Consider the following 20,617-nt stretch of genomic DNA (forward strand, 5'->3'; position numbering starts at 1 on the left):
ATAGGAATATATTTTAGATTTCTTTTTTACTATTTTTACAGATAATACTTATAAAAGGTGTTTTTCAATTTAGTTATTTAATAATATTATTGAGTATAAATCTTTTCAAATCAATATTCTTATAAATCCTTTGATTAAATGATAAATGTAACCTGTGCTATTATATATTTTAATGATAAAATTTTAGTTACTCAAAGAAGTGAAAAAATGAAGCTACCTTTAAAATGGGAGTTTCCTGGAGGTAAATTAGAAGAAGGTGAGAACGAAATTGATTGTATAAAAAGAGAGATAAATGAAGAAATAAATATTGATATTGAAGTTTTAGAAAAATTATCAAATAGCTTATTTGATTACGGAAATTTTAAAATTAATTTGATTCCATTTACTGCAAATTATGTTTCAGGTGAAATTATCTTAACTGAACATAAAGACTATAAATTACTTGATAAATCAGAACTCTTAAATTTAGATTGGGCTGAAGCAGATTTACCAATTGTAAAAGAATTTTTAAAGCTTGAATTATGAACCAAGGAATATATGAAGAATTAGTCACAAAACTAATTAACTACAAATTAAACGAATTAGATAAAAACACATTTCAAATTAAAAAAACTCCTATTGATAAAGCTGAAGCTTCTCAGATATTATCGCTCCATATAAGTAAAACTATTAAACAAGCTTTTAATTTAATTAAAGGAGAAAATGTATTAGAGAATCAAATTGATATTGCTAATAAAATAATATTATTTTTAAAAGAGGAATTAAAAAAAGAGGAGTTTGAAGATGATTTAATTGAGACAGAAGGAAAAATTCTAAAAGCAGTTTTCACAAAAGTTGATAGTCATTTTACCGATTTAGATTTACATTTAAAAGAAATTACACCTTATACGAGATTAACATATAGTGAACTTTTCACTGGGGGAAATTCTGGAACCACCTTAGAAAGTGAGTTAAGAAAGGAAATTTTATCGTCAGATGAAATAGATTTATTGGTTTCATTTATTAAATGGAAAGGAATTAGAATACTAGAAAAAGAGCTAAAAGAATTTACTGATAGAGGAGGGAAATTACGTGTCATTACAACTACTTATATTGGTGCAACCGATGCAAAGGCTATAGATTTTTTATCATCATTAAAAAATACAGAAGTTAAAGTTTCTTATAATACAGGAAACGAAAGATTGCATGCTAAAGCCTATTTATTTAGAAGAAATACAGGATTTCATACTGGATATATTGGTTCTTCAAATTTTTCTCGATCAGCTTTAACTGATGGATTAGAATGGAATTTAAAGGTAACAACTAAAGAAGTTGGACATATTATAGATAAATTTAAGAAAACTTTTGAGGCATATTGGCAAAATTCTGAATTTGAATTATATGATATAAATATTCATTCTTCAAAGCTAGTTGAAGCATTAAAGCAAGGGAAATTTTCAAAAGAGTATACATTCTCAACTTCCTATTTTGATTTGAAACCATTTCATTATCAGAGTGAAATTCTAGAAAAATTAGAAGTAGAAAGAGAGGTTCATAATCGATATAGGAATCTTTTAGTTGCAGCAACAGGAACAGGGAAAACAGTTATTTCTGCTTTTGATTATAAAAATTTTAGAAATAACAATAAGTCTACAAAGTTGTTATTTGTCGCTCATAGAAAAGAAATTTTAACTCAAGCAAAAGCCACTTTTCAAGGAATTTTGAAAGATAATAATTTTGGTGATTTATGGGTCGATGGATTGGAACCAACTTCAAATGAATACGTTTTTGCTTCTGTTCAAACATTGAATAATAGACTAAAAGATATTAATCTTTCGTCTGATTATTACGATTTTATTATAATTGATGAAGTGCATCATATTTCAGCATCAACATATCGACCTATAATTAATTACTTCAAGCCAAAAGTTTTATTAGGATTAACTGCAACTCCAGAAAGAATGGATGGTGAAGATATTTTGGAGGATTTTTGTAATCGTATAGCTGCCGAAATTAGACTACCAGAAGCATTAAATAAAAAATTATTATGTCCGTTCCAATATTTTGGAATTACCGATAATATTGACTTATCAAACGTTAAATGGGAAAAAGGAAAGTATGTGGCTAGTGAGTTGACAAGTTTATATACAAATAGTGATGTGCGTGTTGGACAAATTATTTCAAATCTTGATAAATATACTAACGACTTAAATGATGTTAGAGCAATTGGATTTTGTGTTACAGTTGAGCATGCAATTTTTATGACTGAAAAATTCAATTTAGCTGGTTTAAAGGCAGAATATTTGACAAGTAAAAACGCAAATGAAAGGGATATAATTAGGACACAATTCAAGAAAAAAGAATTTAATTATTTATTTGTAGTTGATATTTTTAATGAAGGTGTTGATATTCCCGAGATTGATACTGTTTTATTTTTAAGACCTACCGAAAGTTTAACGGTATTTCTTCAACAACTAGGTCGCGGTCTGCGTTTAGCAGAAGGAAAAGATTGTTTGACTGTTTTAGATTTTGTTGGAAACTCTAGGCCGGAATATGATTTTGAAAGTAAGTTTAGAGCATTAATTGGTAAAACAACAACTTCAGTTAAAAAGGAAATTGAAGATGATTTTCCTCATTTGCCTTTGGGTTGTTCAATTGTTTTGGAAAAGAAAGCAAAAGAGACTATTCTTAAAAATATCGAAAAAGCAACATCGTTGAATGTAAATCAATTAATAGCTAAAATTAGAAATTTTCAACATCAAACTACCTTACCATTAACTTTAGGGAATTTTATAAATTTAAATCATATTTCAATTGAATCAATTTATAAAAAAGATAGTTGGTCAAGATTATGTCAAAAAGCTGGAATAATTGATGATTTTGAATCAATTAATGAAAAACAAATTTATTCCGCTATAGCTAAAAAATGGTTGTCTACTAATTCAAACAGTTACTTTAATTTTATTTTAAAGATTGCTAAACAAGACTTTAATTTTAAAATAAATGATTTCAATGAAAATGAAAAAGCGATGCTATTGATGTTACATTATGATGTTTGGCAAAGCGCTGGAGGTTTTGTTTCTTTGGAAGATAGCATTAAACAAATTGGGAAAAACAAAATATTGGTTAATGAAATTATAGAAGTTTTAGAAATATTGATTGATAAAATTAGTTTTAAGGAAATTGATATAAAACTTCCATATGATCAGCCTTTGAAGTTACATGCTCGTTACACAAGAGACCAAATATTAGTAGCATTCAAAATGTCAACTTTTGAAAAAAGATCTTCAAATGCTATAGGCGTTGGAGTTGCTGAAAACAAAAAATTAAATACAGAATTACTTTTTATAGATTTAATCAAATCAGAAGAAGATTACTCGCCTACAACTCTCTATGATGATTATGCAATCAGTGAAACATTATTTCATTGGCAATCTCAAAATCAAACTAGAGATGATAGTGGTAAAGGATTAACTTATATCAACCATCAAAAATTAGGAAAAAAAATACTTTTATTTGTTAGAGAAAAATCAACTAATGAGTTCAAAAATACAAATGGTTATGTATTTGTTGGAGAAGGAAATTTTCAAGAATATGAAGGTTCAAAACCAATGAGTATTAAATGGGAATTAAATGAACCTATGCCTAATTATTTATGGAAAGAATCTGCTAAAATGTCTGTTGGTTAATTTCAATTTATCATTTATTAATGAATTTAAAAGCTTTATTTATATTGATTTTATTTGTCTTGATACTTTTTCTTGTTATATATCGTAAAGTTCAAGACAAAAAATTACTAATGACGGTTACTAAATCACATCGTGGTACTCGCACAGAACGTCTGATGGTGTTAAAACTCCTGAAATCTGGATTTCATCACCAAACTATTTTTCATGATTTATATATAAAAAAAGCTGGTAATCAATATTGTCAAATTGATTTAGTTGTGGCTACTAAAGTTGGTATAATTGTTTTTGAAATTAAAAAATACAACGGATGGATCTTCGGATATGCAAGTCAAAATCACTGGACACAAGTTCTAGCCTATGGTAGAGAGAAATATAGATTTTACAATCCAATACTTCAAAATAAAAAGCATATTGAAGATTTAAGAAAACAATTACCTCAATTTCAAAACGTTCCTTTCTATTCTGTAATTGTTTTTTTTGGTAACTGTAGTTTTAGAAATCTTGATTATGTTCCAAATAATACCTTTTTGGTAAAATCTTCTAGAGCAATTAAAGTAATAAAGGAAATTTTAGAACAAAATGAGCAAGTAAAATATGCTAATAAAAGAGAAATTGTAGATCTTTTAATCTCTGCTTCATTAAATGGAGATAATGATAAAATTAAAGAAACACATGTTGAAAATATAAAAAAGTATTTCGGTCGTTAAAAATTTCTATACACACGTGTTAAAATAAATACACCTATTTGATGATAAATTTTAGTAATTAGATACTAAAACAAATTCATCATGACAATAAATATGTAGAAAAAGGTTTTGATTTTTATAAGACTTTACAAAAAGCAGAAGTTAAGACTGCTAAAATAAATAGCATGAAATCGATTTTATAACTATACTATTTTTTAAGTTTTGTAGTTATAATTAAAATTCGTTTCCTATGCACAAAGCTTCCTTTACCATTCGCAGATCAAAATTAAAAACGGAGTTAACTAAGATGCAGAAGGCGCTTGCCACGATGTATAAAAAGAAGACTTATACGGTCTTAGAGCTTACGATTACAGATAATTTACTTACATTGGTTATTCCAGGCATCAAATTAGAACTGCCTTGTAAAACGGTACATACGGCAAAAGCCACTTTTGATTTTCATTATTTTTATGATATGGTGAAAACCTGGGATGGTATTTTTTTTGAATGTATTGTTACGGATAATCAATTGCAAATGGGAGTTACTAAAGTAACGGCTCAAACTACTTTTTTTGAAGACGATAGTATTTTAAGAAGCATTAAATTACCCATCAATTACACTGATTGGCATTTGCTGCAATTAGAACAAAAAGGCTTTACCCTTGAAGAATTGCGTTTTAATGATTTAGAGTTCGCTGTTCATCATGCGAATAAAAGATTGAAACGTAATTTGAATCAAGCAAAGGACATTTTAGGAGTTTATGGTATAACGAAACAAGAAATTGCCGATTTAATTGCTTCTAAGGTGACTATTAGTTGAGTTTTTGCTTGGTGTCATTGTATCCTTTCGCAATCCTTGACAAAGAGTGATTGAATGATGATTGATGATTAACGAATGTTGAATGATGAAGGTCGGCTTTACTGCGTAAAGCAAAAGCCTACGATGTAGGAGATTCCTAATTGGCGGAATGACAGGCTTGTACTTCGTAAAGCAACAGCCTACTGTGTAGGAGATTCCTACTTCGGCGGAATGACAGCTTTGACTGCGTAAAGCGATAGCCTACGTTGTAGGAGATTCCTATTCTGCGGAATGACAGCTTGTACTTCGTAAAGCGTGTGCCTAAGGTTAGGAGATTCCTATTTTGGCGGAATGACAGCTTTTACTGCGTAAAGCAAAAGCTTACTGTTGGCGGAATGACAACTTTGTGTGTAGCAAATGAAATGTTATTTCGTTTTAATCTCTTGAAAATTGTTTTTATGAATTGGTTTAACAGATAGTATTTTATATTTTTTTCTGTTATATTTGAAATTCAATTCTTACATTTTAATCATGAAAAAAATTATTTTATTAGTATTAGTTACTTTAAGTTTAGCCTCATTTACAACACCTGATGGAGCGGCATTTAATATCGTTGGAAGATGGAAAGGAGTAGAAAAAAAATCGGTTGGTTACCTGATTTTTCAAGAGGATGGCTATGCTTTTTTAGAGGAAAATGGTGAGAAGATTGGTGGTAAAAACTTTGTTGAGAACGGAAAAAAAGCTACTATGACTTACAAGTTTCAGGATATGGGGAAACTGATGCATATTGATATTGTTGTTACAATTGTTGGAGGAAAACAAACCCAATCTTTATTAGGAATTGCTCAAAAAATCAATAATGATAGTTTCAAATTGCAATTTGGATTTAATAATGTAAGACCTAAAACATTTGATAAAAATGAAACAGTAGTCTTTACTCGAGTTAAGTAATTACTTTTTAGATTATAAATTAAAAAATGTATCGAGAATAAAGCATTAATCAAAACGGTTCTCGATACATTTTTTGTTTCGCTTTACTCCACAAAAAAAACACTCGAACTGACGTTTTTCTGAGACTCTCTCAATGAGTTCTTTAGATTGTTTTAAAAAGAAATAAAATTTACCACTTGCCATGAAAGTTATCAAAACGAATAAAAAAGCTAAAAATCAACCCATTAAAGTATATAAGTTGCACCAACTCGATTGGTTGGAATATATTTCTATTGGTCTATGCTTGTGGTTTGTGTTTTATCCAAAGCCTTATGACTATTTGTTAATAGCGTTGTTGTTACTGCCTTTTGTGGGTATGTTTTTGAATGGGTTAAACAAGCCCAGTATTGCTTCGTTAGTAGAAATTGATCGTGATTCAAAAGACGAGTATGATGTAGCGGATTTTATTGATTTACCCGCTTGGGCTATTGTAGTTCGCACTTTGTTAGATTATGAAACGGATTCTTATGTAGCGGTTATTACTGCAGGTACGATTGCTTTTGTGGGGATTTGTTTGTTTTTGTTGGTTACGCATCAGCAAATTTCGGATTCGAATAAAGACAAGTGGTGGATTTATGGTTCTATAGTTTTTAGTTTTTTTATTTATAGTTATAGTGCTGTTGTGGCTGTGAATTGTACGTTTGATTATTCGGAACCTAAGGAATATCAAACCGAGGTGATTGATAAGCGTATTAGTAGAAGTAGTAAAGGTAGAAGAACGTACTATGTTAAAGTAAAACCTTGGGGACACCACTATGACGCGGAGAGTATAAGTGTTTCTTCAGAGGAGTATGAACTCTATCAGATTAATGATAAGGTGGAAGTGGAGTATAAGGAGGGGTTGTTGGGGATTCCTTGGTATTATTTGGATTGATGAGGGAGAAGGGAGAAGGTTGGCTTCACTTTGTGAAGCGTGTGCCTACTTCGTAGGAGATTCCAACTTCGGCGGAATGACAAGTGATAATTAATTTTAATTTTATATTTATGAGAAAAGTAATTTTATGTTTGGTTTTAGTATTTAGTAGTTTGAATTTGTTTGCCCAAGATTATACGTCTTTAGATTCGGGTACTTTGCAAAAAATGGAAGATTATGTAAAGGCCGAACCAAAAGTCTTGGAATGTTCAAATTTTCTTTTGAGTACTCTTTTTGAAGCAAATAACTTAAACCGTTTGTCGGCTATGCAATATGTTTTAAAATGGATGGAAGGGACTGACTATTCTTTTTCTATCGATTCTAAGGCTGTGGAACTAACCGAGGGAAATAATGACTTATTTGGATTGTATATGATGGCTTTGCCAAAAGTTGTTTTGGAAAATAAAGGGGCTAATTTATCTAATGATGAGATTCATAATCGTGTTGTTGAGTTGTTGATTGCTTATTGTAAAAATGAGAAAAACAACATGAAACCTACTAGGAAGTTAAAGAAATTGATGAAGTAATACTTTGATTGTAAAGTGAAGTTTATTTAAAATTGGTGGCTTCGAGTGCCTCAGCCACCAATTTTTTTTGACCTTTTGCCTTCGAGAGCCTCAGGCAACGGTTTTAAGTAGTTCTATAGAAAATATGATATGGGGGCTGAGGTTCTCGATGCCACCATTTCTCATGACCTTTTGCCTTCGATACTTTGACAAGCTCAGTAACCGATTAGGCAACCGGTTTACCTTTTGCCTTCGAGAGCCTCAGGCAACGGTTTTGAGTAGTTCTAATGAATAATGTGATATGGGGGCTGAGGTTCTCGAAGCCACCATTAATGAATAAATAGTATGAAAGGGTTTATGTACATTTTACTTTGTGCTGATGGTAGTTATTACACCGGAAGTACAACTGACTTAGAGAGAAGATTGGAACAGCATCAAAATGGTGAAGGGGCTAATCATACAAAAAAGAGATTACCAGTTTCTCTTTTATACTATGAGGAATATTCAAGAATTGATGAGGCATTTTATAGAGAAAAACAAGTTCAGGGTTGGAGTAGGAAAAAGAAAGAAGCTTTAATTGAAGGTAAAAGTGATTTGTTGCCATTATTAGCAAAGGCTTATAGAGATTTAGATGAGATATAATAAAAATGGGGGCTTCGAGTGCCTCAGCCACCATTTTTTTTGACCTTTTGACTTCGAGTGCCTTAGGCAACGGTTTTAAGTAGTTCTATAGAAAATATGATATGGGGACTGAGGTTCTCGAAGCCACCATTTCTCATGACCTTTTGCCTTCGAGTGCCTTAGGCAACGGTTTTAAGTAGTTCTATAGAAAATATGATATGGGGACTGAGGTTCTCGAAGCCACCATTTCTCATGACCTTTTGCCTTCGAGTGCCTTAGGCAACGGTTTTAAGTAGTTCTATAGAAAATATGATATGGGGACTGAGGTTCTCGAAGCCACCATTTCTCATGGCCTTTTGCCTTCGAGTGCCTCAGGCAACGGTATTAAAATCGAGTGCCTCAGGCAACGGTATTAAAATCGAGTGCCTCAGGCAACGGTGTGAAAATCGAGTGCCTCAGCTAGCATTAATCTTATAAAAAAAACGCTCAAGACAACTTGAGCGTTTTTTNCGAGTGCCTCAGGCAACGGTATTAAAATCGAGTGCCTCAGGCAACGGTGTGAAAATCGAGTGCCTCAGCTAGCATTAATCTTATAAAAAAAACGCTCAAGACAACTTGAGCGTTTTTTGTAAATTAATAATTTACATAATCGGTGATTTCTAAGCCGTAGCCTATCATTCCTACGCGTTTGGTGGGAGCGGTGCTGTTGGATAGTAATTCGATTTTGGTGATGTCTAAGTCGTGGAGGATTTGTGCTCCGATTCCGAAATCTTTGGTGTCCATTTTAATTTGTGGGGCACGCATTTCGCCTTGAGATTGTAATACTTTTAATTCGGCAATACGATCTAATAACTCTAAGGATTTTACTTCTTGGTTAATGAAGATGATTGCTCCTTTTTCTACTTCGTTAATTTTACGGAAAATATCATCTAGTTTCTTATCGTTGTTATCGGTAAGTGTACCTAAAATATCATTGTTGACTTGGGTTGTGTTGATACGTGTTAAAACCGATTCTCCAGCATTCCAAGTTCCTTTTGTTAAGGCAATGTGTACTTGTTTGTTGGTAGTTTGTAAATACGCACGCATTCTGAATGTTCCAAAACGGGTTTGAATATCAAAATCTTCTTTTTTCTGAATCAAACTATCGTGTTGCATTCTGTAAGCCACTAAAGCTTCAATTGAAACCAATTTTAAGTCGAATTTCTTAGCCACTTTTACCAATTCAGGTAAACGCGCCATAGTTCCGTCTTCGTTCATGATTTCTACAATAACACCTGCTGGTTTAAATCCTGCTAAACGTGCAAAGTCAATTGCAGCTTCTGTGTGTCCGGTTCTTCTTAATACGCCACCTTGTTTTGCAATTAATGGAAATATATGTCCAGGACGTGCTAAATCGAATGGTTTTGTTTCAGGGTCTATTAAGGCTTGAATGGTTTTTGCTCTATCGGCAGCGGAAATTCCTGTTGTTACTCCGTTACCTTTTAAATCTACTGATACCGTAAATGCCGTTTCCATATGGTCGGTATTATTACGTACCATTGTATGTAAGTCTAATTCTTTACAACGCGATTCGGTTAAAGGGGCACAAATAAGACCTCTTCCGTGAGTTGCCATGAAGTTAATCATTTCTGGGGTTACTTTTTCGGCAGCGGCTAAGAAGTCACCTTCGTTTTCTCTGTCTTCATCATCTACTACTATGATTACTTTTCCTTGACGGATGTCTTCTATAGCTTCTTCAATCGTGTTTAGTTGTATGTTCTTTGACATGGTGTTAGTTGTTGTCGTCGTTATTTTGTGTTATTTTATTAAAAAGTTTTTTAAACGGGTCGGTTATCCAATCAAAATTAATCATGATACCAATATCGTTTGTAGCACGATAGGTTAAAATTATAGCAAAAGGTGTCATTAATAACGATGCCATCCAAGCTCCAAGAAAAGGAGGAATAGTATCTTGTTGCGCTACTTTACGTCCGAAAGTATTAATGAAATGGAAGGTTATGAAGATTAAAATAGCAAATACAATAGGCAATCCTAATCCTCCTTTTCGGATAATAGCTCCTAAAGGTGCTCCGATAAAGAACATTAACAAACAAGAGTATGCAATTACAAATTTTTCATGAATTGCCAACCAGTGGTTGTTGATGTTTTTTGTTTTACCTTCTAAATCGGTTTTACTACTTTGAATACTAAACTCCGTACTAGCGGCATTGCTTTTTGCCATTTCTAGTATTTGTTTGCGTTCCAAAGGTGTAAAAATACTTAACAAGTCTTTTTTAGGTGATACGTTTGCATTTGGAACCTTTGGCGTTACATTGTTAATCGTATTTTGATTTTTCTTTCTAAAAATATTATCACTACGCATTACAACATTGTCGGCATACGACATCACATCTTTGTTGTAGCTATTTTGTAATGAATCTAGTGTGTATTTTAATTCTGGAACGGTAAGCATCTTTTCAGATGTAATGTTCCCATCGTCTATTTCGGCTTGATTTAGTTTGGTTAAATCGATATTTACCACGTATTTTTCAAAACTACTTTTGGCAAAAGGTAAGCGTTTGCGGTCTTCGAAATTTTTAGGGTGAATGTCTTCGTAATAATAACCATCATACAATTCTAATTGTAAATAATTTGAATCGTCTTCGCTAGTTAAAACCCCTCTTTTGGCTTTGATGATGGTATTAGCGCCTAATCCCATGTTGTTGTTTTTAACATGCATGGTAACGCCTTCTAGGAACTCGCCATTATCGCCTGATTTTTTATCTACTTTAATGTTAGAAGAACCAATAGTGTTGAATTGTCCTTCAGCAATTGCCATAGCTGGTTTTTGCTGTACAATAGTTTTTCTAAGATTGATGAATTTGTATTGCGCATCTGGAATTACATTATTAGCAAAGAAAAACGATACTAACGCTAAAATCCCTATGGTAATCGTTAGCATTTTCATGGCGCGTTGTAATGAAATTCCAGAAGATTTCATAGCGGCAAATTCATAGTTTTCGGCAAAACTACCAAAGGTCATGATTGAAGCTAACAATACCGAAAGCGGTAATACTAACGGAACAATAGTAGGAGCGTAGAACGATAGGAATTTGATAATTGTAAAAAAGTCCAAATCTTTTCCTGCTAGTTCGGCAATGAAAAGCCAAATTCCTTGTAAAACGAATATAAAAAACAAGATTACAAATACCGAAGTAAATGTAATCATGAAAGATTTAATAATGTATTTATCTAATATTTTCACCCGAACGAAATTAGTCTAATTTATTGATGTAATAATTAGGATATTTTGATTTGGTAAAGGTAAAATGATTTTTCGATAAAGGCTGATTTGTTTTAAAAGAATTAACAGTTAAAGTAGTTTTTGTTCCATTTTTGCCCACTTCAATTACCGTGTAGATGTGTTTTGTTTGTACATCAATCCCTACAAGGATTTCTTTGCGTTGGTCTTTGCTACTATTTGGGGTTAATTTTACGTATTGAATTTTTCTTCCTTTTACGTTTTGAAGAATGTCCCAAGCATATTTGTATCCTGAATTAAAGAAAGTCAACATCTTGTTTGGTGTAATGGCATTATCGTCGTTAGCATCAAAGTTAGCGATAGTTATTTCTTCATCTTCTGGTACAATAGTGTATACTTTTTTTCCGTCAAAAATCTTGGTTACTCCCATGAAATTTAAGTTGTATAAATTTCCTTGAAGTGCCACATTTCCTTTGCTTTCTTGGTTGATGTTTTCTTTTGGATTGTTTAAAGTATATTTAAAGTCAATCACAATATTATCGTACGATTTTATTTTCGCCGATACATCATCTAACAACTCTTTTGCTTTTTTAGCATCTTGAGCTTGTAATGAAAAACCAATAAGTAGTGCGATTGCAACTTGTAAAAAACGTTTCATTTTATTTTTTTTATTCATTGTTTAAAAAGTGTTCCAGTGCTACTAAATCAGGTATTAAAACGGAACGGGCTTTACTACCTTCGAATGGGCCTACAATACCAGCAGCTTCTAATTGGTCGATTAAACGACCGGCTCTATTGTAACCTAATTTTAATTTTCTTTGAATTAAAGAAGCGCTTCCTTGTTGTGCGGTTACGATTACTTCCGCAGCTTCTCTGAATAGCGAATCTCTTTCGGATATGTCTATATCAAGTTTTATGCCACTTTCCTCACCCACGTATTCTGGAAGTAAGTAGGCTTCAGGATAGGCTTTTTGCGCTCCAATGAAATCACAAATCTTGTCTACCTCTGGAGTATCAACAAAAGCACATTGAACTCTGACGATTTCGTTTCCTTGAGTGTACAATAAATCACCTCGTCCGATTAACTGGTCAGCACCACCTGAATCTAAAATGGTTCTAGAATCAATTTTAGAAGTTACTCTAAACGCAATACGCGCTGGGAAGTTGGCTTTAATCATCCCCGTAATTACATTTACCGACGGACGTTGCGTTGCAATAATTAAGTGAATACCAATGGCACGTGCTAACTGAGCTAAACGTGCAATAGGCGTTTCAACTTCTTTACCAGCTGTCATAATTAAATCGGCAAACTCGTCTACAACTAATACGATGTATGGTAAAAAGCGGTGTCCGTTTTCTGGATTTAATTTACGGTTTCTGAATTTCTCGTTGTATTCTTTGATATTTCTAACCATCGCATCTTTTAATAAAGAATAACGGTTGTCCATTTCAATACATAGTGAGTTTAAGGTGTTAATTACCTTGGTGTTATCGGTGATAATAGCGTCACCACCATCAGGTAGTTTTGCTAAATAATGACGTTCAATTTTATTAAAAAGGGTTAATTCTACCTTTTTCGGGTCAACCAAAACGAATTTCACTTCGGCTGGATGTTTTTTGTAGAGTAGGGAAGTCAATACGGCATTTAAACCTACTGATTTACCTTGTCCCGTAGCACCTGCCATCAATAAGTGAGGCATTTTGGCTAAGTCTACTACAAATGTTTCATTTGAAATGGTTTTCCCTAAAGCAATTGGTAATTCCATTTCAGCGGTTTGGAATTTTGGTGAAGAGATAACACTCTTCATAGAAACCATAGTAGGGTTGTTATTAGGTACTTCAATACCAATGGTTCCTTTTCCTGGAATAGGCGCAATAATACGGATTCCTAATGCCGCTAACGACAACGCAATATCGTCTTCTAAGTTTTTGATTTTGGAAATACGAATACCTGCTTCTGGCACAATTTCGTATAAAGTAACCGTAGGTCCTACAGTAGCTTTAATTTGCGAAATACCGATGCTGTAATTCTTTAATGTATCTACAATTTTGTTTTTATTTTCTTCTAATTCCGCTTGATTGATGGTAATACCTCCAGAAGAATATTCTTTTAGTAAATCAATCGATGGGAATTGGTAGTGTGATAATTCTAATGTTGGGTCAAATAACCCAAAATCTTGCACCAATTTGGCTGCTAAGTTTTCTTCAACTAATTCTTCTTCTTCAATTTTTTCAATTACAAAAGCGTCTTCGTTTACGAAATCTTCTTTGGGAATGCTTCGGTCTTCGATAGAAAAATTAGTTACTTCTGGAGTTTCAACTTTTGGTTTTGGATCTAAATTTAGTTCCGATGCAGAAGCAATTGTTGGTTTTAAAGCTTCTTTATCTATTTCGAAAGAGGAAGGATAAGTTTTCAATTCGAAATTACCCATTTCTTCTTCGTCTTCTGTTAAGATAAAATCGTCTTTTGAGTTTGGAGGCGTTGTGATTGGTAAATCAGTATTGATTTCTTCTTCTTCTTCATTATTGTCTTCTGTAGTGTCTACTGCTACTGGTGCTATTGTGCTTTCTGCAGCAATATCTTCATTGAAAGCTGTTTGCGGTTTTTCAAAAACTTTAGTAAAGCTTTCAGGCGACATTTTGATTTTAAATACTAAGAAAATCAGGATACCAAAAAGCAACACTAATAATGTTCCTGTTTTTCCAATGTAATCTTGAATGAAAAGGTTCATTTCAAATCCAACCGTTCCTCCTAATTGCGGAATATAATTCCAGAAAAACCCTAAGATTATTGAAACAAAAATGATGAGATAAAAATCCCAAAAGAAGCTTTTCTTTAATTTAGCTAAAGCCATATCTAAAACTAGGTAAGCTCCCACTAAAAATAAGATTCTAACAAAGATAAATGAGGCAACTCCAAATCCTTTATAAAGGAAGAAGTCGGCTAAGAAAGCGCCAAATTTGCCCAACCAGTTTTCGGCTTTAGCGTTTCTATTCGTTAATTCGGTTACTAAATCCTGATCGTTATTTCCTGTAATGAAATAAGAAATAAAAGAAAGTAATAAGGCTAATGAAAAGAAAATAAGCGAAATACCTAAAATAAACTTCTGCTGACGACTTAAACGCCAAGAGAATTTTTCTTTGGTTTCAGTAGGGTTATTAACGGAGTCTTTGCTAGTTTTTTTGGCCATGTAAACGGAACAATTTTTACAAAAGTAGCTAAATTAAAACAAATACGGAAAATAAATAATGCATCCGATTGTAATCGCTGTTAGGGCAGCAAAAAAAACAGCTCCAGCGGCAATATCTTTAATGAAACCGATGCGTTCGTGATAATCAGGATGTACAAAATCTGCTATTTTTTCAACAGCTGTATTTAATCCTTCAATTCCTAATACTAAACCGAATACTAGAATTTGCATCATCCATTCCATGCGATTAATACCAAAATAGAATCCAGCAAATGTCATAATCACAGCTAAAGAGGATTGCACCATAACGCTATGCTCGGTAGTAATCAATTTAATTGCGCCTTTAATGGCAAATCCAATGCTTTTTAATCGGCCTGTAAAAAGTGTTTCGTCTTTTTCGAATTTCATTTTATTCGTTTAAATTAAAAAACTGTCCTAAAGTTGATTGCTCAATTTCAGGACAGTTGGTGTTTCTTAAAGTACAGCTAAAGCAGCTTCGTAATTTGGCTCGTCAGCAATTTCTTTTACTTGTTCCGTGTGAAGAATTGTTCCATTTTCATCTAAAACAATTACCACACGTGAATGTAAACCAGCTAAAGGTCCGTCAGTGATTTCTAAACCGTAGTTTTTTCCAAAACCACCGTCTTTAAAATCGGATAAGTTGATTACATTTTCTAAACCTTCTGCGCCACAAAAACGTTTTTGAGCAAAAGGTAAATCTCTTGAGATACATAATACTTTAGTATTTGCTAAAGCACTAGCTTTCTCATTGAATTTTCTAACCGAAGCCGCACAAGTTCCAGTATCAATACTTGGGAAAATGTTTAAAACTACTCTAGAACCCGCAAAATCAGCTAAAGTTGCAGTTCCTAAATCGGTTTTTACTAAATTAAAATCAGTAGCTTTTGAGCCTACTGCTGGCAATTCGCCATTTGTGTGTACAGGATTTCCTCCTAATGTAATTGATGCCATACCTAATTTTTTTTTTTGAATAACAAAAGTAAAGAATAATTGGTTAAAGTGTACCTTATCGTTTACTTAAGATTATTTTTTTCTGTTTTTTAAAACCAAGAATTTGTTTTCAGCGTAAATGCCATTATAAAACTTAAAAAAATATAATATGAAAACGAACAAATTTTTTGCTACAGCAGTAGTGGCTTTTGGATTATTAGTAGGAACATCATCATTTGCTCAAACTAAAGAAAGAACAGTAGAAGTAGGAGGAGCTCCTATGTATCCAAGTAAAAACATTGTAGAGAATGCGGTTAATTCTAAAGACCACACTACATTAGTTGCAGCTGTAAAAGCTGCTGGATTAGTTGATGTATTAATGTCAGAAGGACCATTCACCGTTTTTGCCCCAACAAATGCTGCGTTTGCGAAATTACCTGCTGGAACTGTTGAAACCTTATTGAAACCAGAGAATTTAAAATTATTGCAAACTATTTTAACCTACCATGTAGTAGCTGGAAAAATGAATGCAAAAGATATTGATGCTGCTATCAAAAAAGGAAATGGAAAAGCGACTTTAAAAACAGTTAGCGGAGGCACGTTAACGGCTTGGATGAAAGGTAAAGATTTATACATTACTGATGAAAATGGAAACAGTGCCAAAGTAACGATTACAGATGTAAATCAAAAAAATGGTGTAATTCACGTAGTAGATACTGTGGTTACTCCAAAATCATAATGCTTAAAATGTTTAGTTTAGTTTGTTAAATGAAAAGCTCTGAATGTAAGTTCAGAGCTTTTTAATTTATCGTTGTAACCAATTCTTAAAATCAAAGAAGTTTTGAGGTGCTACACCATGACCAACCGGATATTCATGATATTCAATTTCTAAGCCTAAATTTTCTAAAGCTGGTTTTGCTTTTCGAGCCCAGTCTACCGGAATTACTTGGTCAACTGAACCATGAGAAACGAAAAATTTCAAATGTGAAATAGCTTTAGTATCGATGGCTTCTGGTAGGATTTCTTGATTTAAATAGCCGCTTAACGCCACTACTTTAGATATTTTTTCAGGATAGGTTAGGGCAGTAGCATAACTTAAAATCGCACCTTGACTGAAACCAATTAAAGTTACATTTTTAGCGTCGATTGGATATTGTTTAACAATCTCATCAATAAAACTCGCTATGATTTCAACCGATTGTTTGGCTTGTACATTATCAGAAAACTTATTTTCGTCTGCATCAAAATGAATGGCATACCAAGCATGTCCATAAGGTTGTAAATCATAAGGCGCACGAACTGAAATTACATAATGATCTTGAGGTAATTCGGTAGCGAAAGAAAATAGATCTTCTTCGTTGCTACCATAGCCATGTAATAATATCAATAAAGGGTTTTTATCTTTTATTGTTTTTGGTTCTTGAATTAAGTAGTGTAAGTTCATTTTTATGAATTAGAAACTTTTAAATATTTTTTGATACAATTCCCCTAAAAAAGGAACTGGTTTTTGTTCGCCATTCAATGCATTCATAAACCCGAATAACCATAAAATAAAGATGAATGTCCAAAATGAAGCTGTAACCATCCAGTTATCGAAATATCCAATAGGATAGCCTAATAAGAAGAAAGTAATAAAAATTCCTAATGCTTGACGAATGTGAAAACTAGCAAAACTATTCTTAGTTTCACTGTTCATGAATATTGCAATGATACTTCCAATAATTGTTAAATAACTTACAATTGCCGTTTGTTTTCCTTGTTCTATTTCGTTCATAATTTTAAAATTATCAATTATTAATGGTTCATTATTAATTGTCCATTATTGTAAATTCCAACAGCTTTTCCTTTCATTTTTTGTCCTAAGAAAGCCGAATTTTTAGATTTTGATAGGATATTTTCTTTTCCAAATATCCAATTTTCTTCTGTAGTGAATAAAGAAATATCAGCTTTACTTCCGTTTGTTATTGATGGGTTATCAATATTGAAAACCAGTTTGTTGGCTGTTAATTTGTTAACTATTACTTCAAGTGGTAAAATCGTTAGTAAAGTACCAAAAGCACTCTCTAATCCGATGGTTCCATCTTTGGCTAAATCAAATTCTAATTTCTTAAGTTCGATGTCTAAAGGATTATGGTCTGAAGTAATACAATCTATTGTTCCCTCTAAAACAGCTTCCACTAAAGCTTTTCTAGTAGCTTCTTCTCGTAATGGAGGCAGTACTTTGTATCGCGAATCAAATCCCATTAAAATTTCATCGTTTAAAACTAAATTATGAACGGCAACACTGCACGTAACGTTCAAGCCTTTTGCTTTAGCTTCTTTGATTAATTTGATACTTCCTTGAGTAGAAATTGTTGGAATGTGTAATTTTCCGCCAGTGTATTCTAATAAAAATAAGTTACGAGCGACTTGCAATTCTTCGGCTAAAGCTGGGATTCCTTTCATACCTAATTTTGTACTTACCTCACCTTCATTTGCAATTCCAATTCCTTTTAAAGTGCTGTCTTGGCAAAAAGAGATTACCATTCCGTCGAAATCTTGCACGTATTGTAAGGCAATTTTTTGAAGATTGGCATTTTGTAACGCTTTCTTATAATCCCCAAACGCAATGGCTCCAGCGTTTTTCATGTCGAATAATTCCGCTAAATCCGTTCCTTCGCTACCTTTTGTTAAAGCGCCGATTGGATATAAAGTTGTTGCTTGGTTTTTAGCTCTGTCCAATACAAATCGTACTTGCGCTTGATTATCGATAGTTGGATTTGAGTTAGGTTGTAAAGCTACAGCTGTAAATCCGCTCTTAGCTGCGACTTTTAAGCCGTTTTCTATGGTTTCACGATCTTCGTAGCCTGGTTCTCCAAAAGAAACCGAGCTGTCCATCCAACCTTGAGAAACGTGTAAATTAGGAACATTCACCACTTCAAAACCTGAAGTAGCTGCGATTTCTTTTTCTATTTGTGTTATCGTTCCGTTTTCAATTTTGATGTCCATCACTTGGTTGTGAAATGGACTTGAAGCGTCGATGATTTTGGCTTGTTTTAGAATAACTTGCGTCATTTTACAAATTTTTGGATTAGTAGTTCTGTTATTAAAAATAGTAGTGTTGCGATGATAAACCATTTCCAAATTTCATTGCTTGTACGTTCGGAAGCAATATCGTTTAGAACGGTAGATATGTTGTCTACTTTAGTGAAACTCTCAAAATTGGCAGTCGAAATTTGCGTTAAATCACTTTCCGTTCTTGGATAGTTGAAACTGATTTTCTTTAGCGAATTGTTCGCTTTTATCACATCAAAATTTCCTGCTTCTTCTGGGTAATCACCAAAGGATAATTTGCATTTGGTATTTAATATTTGTTGCATCGGAATGAAACTATAGCCTTCTTTTTGAACTGAAACCACTTCGTCTTTTGCTAAAATAGTTTCTAAAATTAGGTTTTCGTTTTCTCCAATGGTGTATGCGTTAATTCCTGTTTTTCCTTGATTTTGTCCCATGTTGTAAAATGTTGGAACAATTAAAGGTGCATTTTGGAAGTTACTATTTTGTTTGTTTATCGGTGCCGAAAAAGCGTAAAACGTTCCCAATCGATTCGTAGTTGAACCCACGAAAACTGAATTGTCTTCGTATTGTAAAATGTTCGTAATTCCTGATAAAGTAAAACTTTCTTTTACATTTGGATATTGAAAATTAGTCACTTTTTTCTCAAAAACCGTTTGGTATAATGGATGATTAAAGTTGATTTTCGTGATTTGTTTTCCAGATGTTGAAAGTTCGGAATAATTCAATCCACCGAAGTTTTTTGCGAAAGCATTTAATAAAGAAGGTGAATTTTTTGCATTCGGAATCAAAACAATATTTCCACCTTTTTCGTAAAATGATTTCAGTGTTGTTCCTAAAGCAACTGGTAAATCTTCCAATTCATTCAGTACAATCGCATCTTGATTTTCAATTTGATTGTAATCTAAAGTGGCTAATTCCGTGCTTTTGAAATTAAACTCATCACCAGTGAAGATGCGACTTAAAAAGTTGTTCTTATCAGAATTTCCAATAGCGATTACATTTGCTTTTTCAGGTTTAGAAATGCTTAAATAGTAATCGTTATCGTAGCTTAGACTGTTATCTTCAATACTAATATTTCCGTGGAAATCATTTTTTGGAATGGTGATTGCAATTTCTGTTTTTGGATTTTCAAATTTCGCAATGGTTTTGGCAATGGCTTTATTGTTACTGAAAACAGAAAGCGGCACTTCATTCTCTGTTTCTCCAAAAGCTTGAAGCGTGATTTTCAATTCGTAAAATTGTTCTAAAACTTGTGAAATCGTTACTTTATCAATGCTGATATTAGTTTTGTTTTGCGCTTCGGGCTGGATGAAATATACTACGTTATTTTCTGCTAAATCCAAGGCTTTTTTACTTTCCGATTGAATGGCATCGGTAATGATAACGTAGTCTTTTTTTGTGTTTTTCTTTTTGGTTTCTACTTGATTGATCAAATAATCCAACTGAAACGGCATCGCAGAGTACTTTAAATTCTGCAATTCTTTTTGAATGGATTTGACATCCGTGTCCCAAAACACTTCGGAATTGGTAAGTAATGAAAATTGTTGGTTTTCAGGTAATTCTTCTAATAAATCTTGAATGCTTCGTTTTAGTAATTCGCCTTTTGCGCCTTTAGCTTGCATCGAAAACGAATTGTCTAATAAGATAATTAATTCGTTTCCTTTATTGGTTGTGTCTTTGGCGTCAAAAAAGGGTTGTGCAAAAGCTATAATCAAACAAGCTAATAGCAATAAACGAGTAGCTAACAACAACCATTTCTTGATTTTAGAACTTTTTCGGGTTTGAATTTGAAGTTCTTTAAGGAGTTTTACGTTAGTAAAATATTCTTTTTTAAAACGACGTAATTGAAATAAATGCACCAAAATTGGTATCACCAACAGAAAAAGGAAGTATAGAATTTCTGGATGTTTGAACTGCATTTATTATTAGAATTTGTCAAAAGTACGAAATTCAATTTAGATTACTGTAGATATTTGAGTCATTTTTTTGGAACA

Annotated in this window: 19 protein-coding genes; 9 read left to right on the forward strand and 10 right to left on the reverse strand. The window is 32.8% G+C overall.

Going from position 1 to position 20,617, the window contains the following annotated elements; all coding sequences use genetic code 11:
- Positions 1-207 precede the first annotated feature (207 nt).
- The 8 genes from OJ995_RS09140 to OJ995_RS09175 all read left to right on the forward strand — a co-directional run bounded on the left by OJ995_RS09140 (position 208) and on the right by OJ995_RS09175 (position 8,204).
- The gene (locus OJ995_RS09140) at positions 208-525 is read left to right on the forward strand and encodes a (deoxy)nucleoside triphosphate pyrophosphohydrolase (protein ID WP_432419327.1); all 318 of its coding nucleotides are present in this window, start codon (positions 208-210) and stop codon (positions 523-525) included.
- Entirely contained in the window at positions 522-3,668 is a 3,147-nt protein-coding gene (locus OJ995_RS09145; protein WP_264369134.1) for a DUF3427 domain-containing protein, read from the forward strand. Before OJ995_RS09140 ends, OJ995_RS09145 begins: the two co-directional genes overlap by 4 nt.
- A 20-nt stretch (positions 3,669-3,688) precedes the next feature.
- Entirely contained in the window at positions 3,689-4,375 is a 687-nt protein-coding gene (locus OJ995_RS09150) for a nuclease-related domain-containing protein (RefSeq protein ID WP_264369135.1), read from the forward strand.
- Between the two features lie 286 nt (positions 4,376-4,661).
- Positions 4,662-5,174: a hypothetical protein gene (locus OJ995_RS09155; protein WP_264369136.1), complete on the forward strand. Its 513-nt coding sequence runs from the start codon at positions 4,662-4,664 to the stop codon at positions 5,172-5,174.
- Positions 5,175-5,684: 510 nt separating this feature from the next.
- Complete coding sequence (locus tag OJ995_RS09160; RefSeq protein WP_264369137.1) at positions 5,685-6,104, forward strand: hypothetical protein; 420 nt, start codon at positions 5,685-5,687, stop codon at positions 6,102-6,104.
- Between the two features lie 181 nt (positions 6,105-6,285).
- Complete coding sequence (locus tag OJ995_RS09165) at positions 6,286-7,017, forward strand: hypothetical protein (protein ID WP_264369138.1); 732 nt, start codon at positions 6,286-6,288, stop codon at positions 7,015-7,017.
- Positions 7,018-7,127: 110 nt separating this feature from the next.
- Positions 7,128-7,583 (forward strand): hypothetical protein, encoded by a 456-nt coding sequence (locus OJ995_RS09170; protein WP_264369139.1) that lies wholly within the window; start codon positions 7,128-7,130, stop codon positions 7,581-7,583.
- A 324-nt stretch (positions 7,584-7,907) separates the two neighbouring features.
- On the forward strand, positions 7,908-8,204 hold the full coding sequence (locus tag OJ995_RS09175) for a GIY-YIG nuclease family protein (protein WP_264369140.1): 297 nt from the start codon (positions 7,908-7,910) through the stop codon (positions 8,202-8,204).
- 612 nt (positions 8,205-8,816) lie between these two features.
- Here the strand turns inward: OJ995_RS09175 and ribB are convergent.
- The 6 genes from ribB to tpx all read right to left on the reverse strand — a co-directional run bounded on the left by ribB (position 8,817) and on the right by tpx (position 15,587).
- On the reverse strand, positions 8,817-9,950 hold the full coding sequence (ribB, locus tag OJ995_RS09180; protein WP_133607380.1) for a 3,4-dihydroxy-2-butanone-4-phosphate synthase: 1,134 nt from the start codon (positions 9,948-9,950) through the stop codon (positions 8,817-8,819).
- Positions 9,951-9,954: 4 nt separating this feature from the next.
- Entirely contained in the window at positions 9,955-11,391 is a 1,437-nt protein-coding gene (locus tag OJ995_RS09185; RefSeq protein WP_432419328.1) for an LptF/LptG family permease, read from the reverse strand.
- A gap of 46 nt (positions 11,392-11,437) precedes the next feature.
- Positions 11,438-12,082 (reverse strand): outer membrane lipoprotein periplasmic chaperone LolA1, encoded by a 645-nt coding sequence (lolA1, locus tag OJ995_RS09190; protein ID WP_264369142.1) that lies wholly within the window; start codon positions 12,080-12,082, stop codon positions 11,438-11,440.
- 10 nt (positions 12,083-12,092) lie between these two features.
- Positions 12,093-14,615: a DNA translocase FtsK gene (locus OJ995_RS09195; protein ID WP_264369143.1), complete on the reverse strand. Its 2,523-nt coding sequence runs from the start codon at positions 14,613-14,615 to the stop codon at positions 12,093-12,095.
- A gap of 33 nt (positions 14,616-14,648) precedes the next feature.
- On the reverse strand, positions 14,649-15,023 hold the full coding sequence (locus OJ995_RS09200; RefSeq protein ID WP_264369144.1) for a diacylglycerol kinase: 375 nt from the start codon (positions 15,021-15,023) through the stop codon (positions 14,649-14,651).
- 66 nt (positions 15,024-15,089) lie between these two features.
- Complete coding sequence (gene tpx, locus OJ995_RS09205) at positions 15,090-15,587, reverse strand: thiol peroxidase (RefSeq protein WP_264369145.1); 498 nt, start codon at positions 15,585-15,587, stop codon at positions 15,090-15,092.
- Positions 15,588-15,735: 148 nt separating this feature from the next.
- On the opposite strand from tpx, the gene OJ995_RS09210 reads away from it, so the two are divergent.
- On the forward strand, positions 15,736-16,305 hold the full coding sequence (locus OJ995_RS09210) for a fasciclin domain-containing protein (protein ID WP_264369146.1): 570 nt from the start codon (positions 15,736-15,738) through the stop codon (positions 16,303-16,305).
- A gap of 66 nt (positions 16,306-16,371) precedes the next feature.
- Here the strand turns inward: OJ995_RS09210 and OJ995_RS09215 are convergent, their stop codons facing one another.
- The 4 genes from OJ995_RS09215 to OJ995_RS09230 are packed head-to-tail and all read right to left on the reverse strand — an operon-like array spanning position 16,372 to position 20,542.
- The gene (locus tag OJ995_RS09215) at positions 16,372-17,010 is read right to left on the reverse strand and encodes an alpha/beta hydrolase (protein WP_264369147.1); all 639 of its coding nucleotides are present in this window, start codon (positions 17,008-17,010) and stop codon (positions 16,372-16,374) included.
- Between the two features lie 9 nt (positions 17,011-17,019).
- Complete coding sequence (locus tag OJ995_RS09220; protein WP_264369148.1) at positions 17,020-17,340, reverse strand: DUF4870 domain-containing protein; 321 nt, start codon at positions 17,338-17,340, stop codon at positions 17,020-17,022.
- A gap of 20 nt (positions 17,341-17,360) precedes the next feature.
- Positions 17,361-18,620, reverse strand: a complete 1,260-nt coding sequence (locus tag OJ995_RS09225; protein ID WP_264369149.1) for a dihydroorotase — start codon at positions 18,618-18,620, stop codon at positions 17,361-17,363.
- Positions 18,617-20,542, reverse strand: coding sequence for a vWA domain-containing protein (locus tag OJ995_RS09230; RefSeq protein WP_264369150.1), 1,926 nt, complete (start codon positions 20,540-20,542; stop codon positions 18,617-18,619). The genes OJ995_RS09225 and OJ995_RS09230 overlap by 4 nt, the downstream gene beginning before the upstream one ends.
- Positions 20,543-20,617 lie beyond the last annotated feature (75 nt).

Source organism: Flavobacterium lacisediminis, assembly GCF_025909975.1.
Taxonomy (GTDB): Bacteria; Bacteroidota; Bacteroidia; order Flavobacteriales; family Flavobacteriaceae; genus Flavobacterium; species Flavobacterium lacisediminis.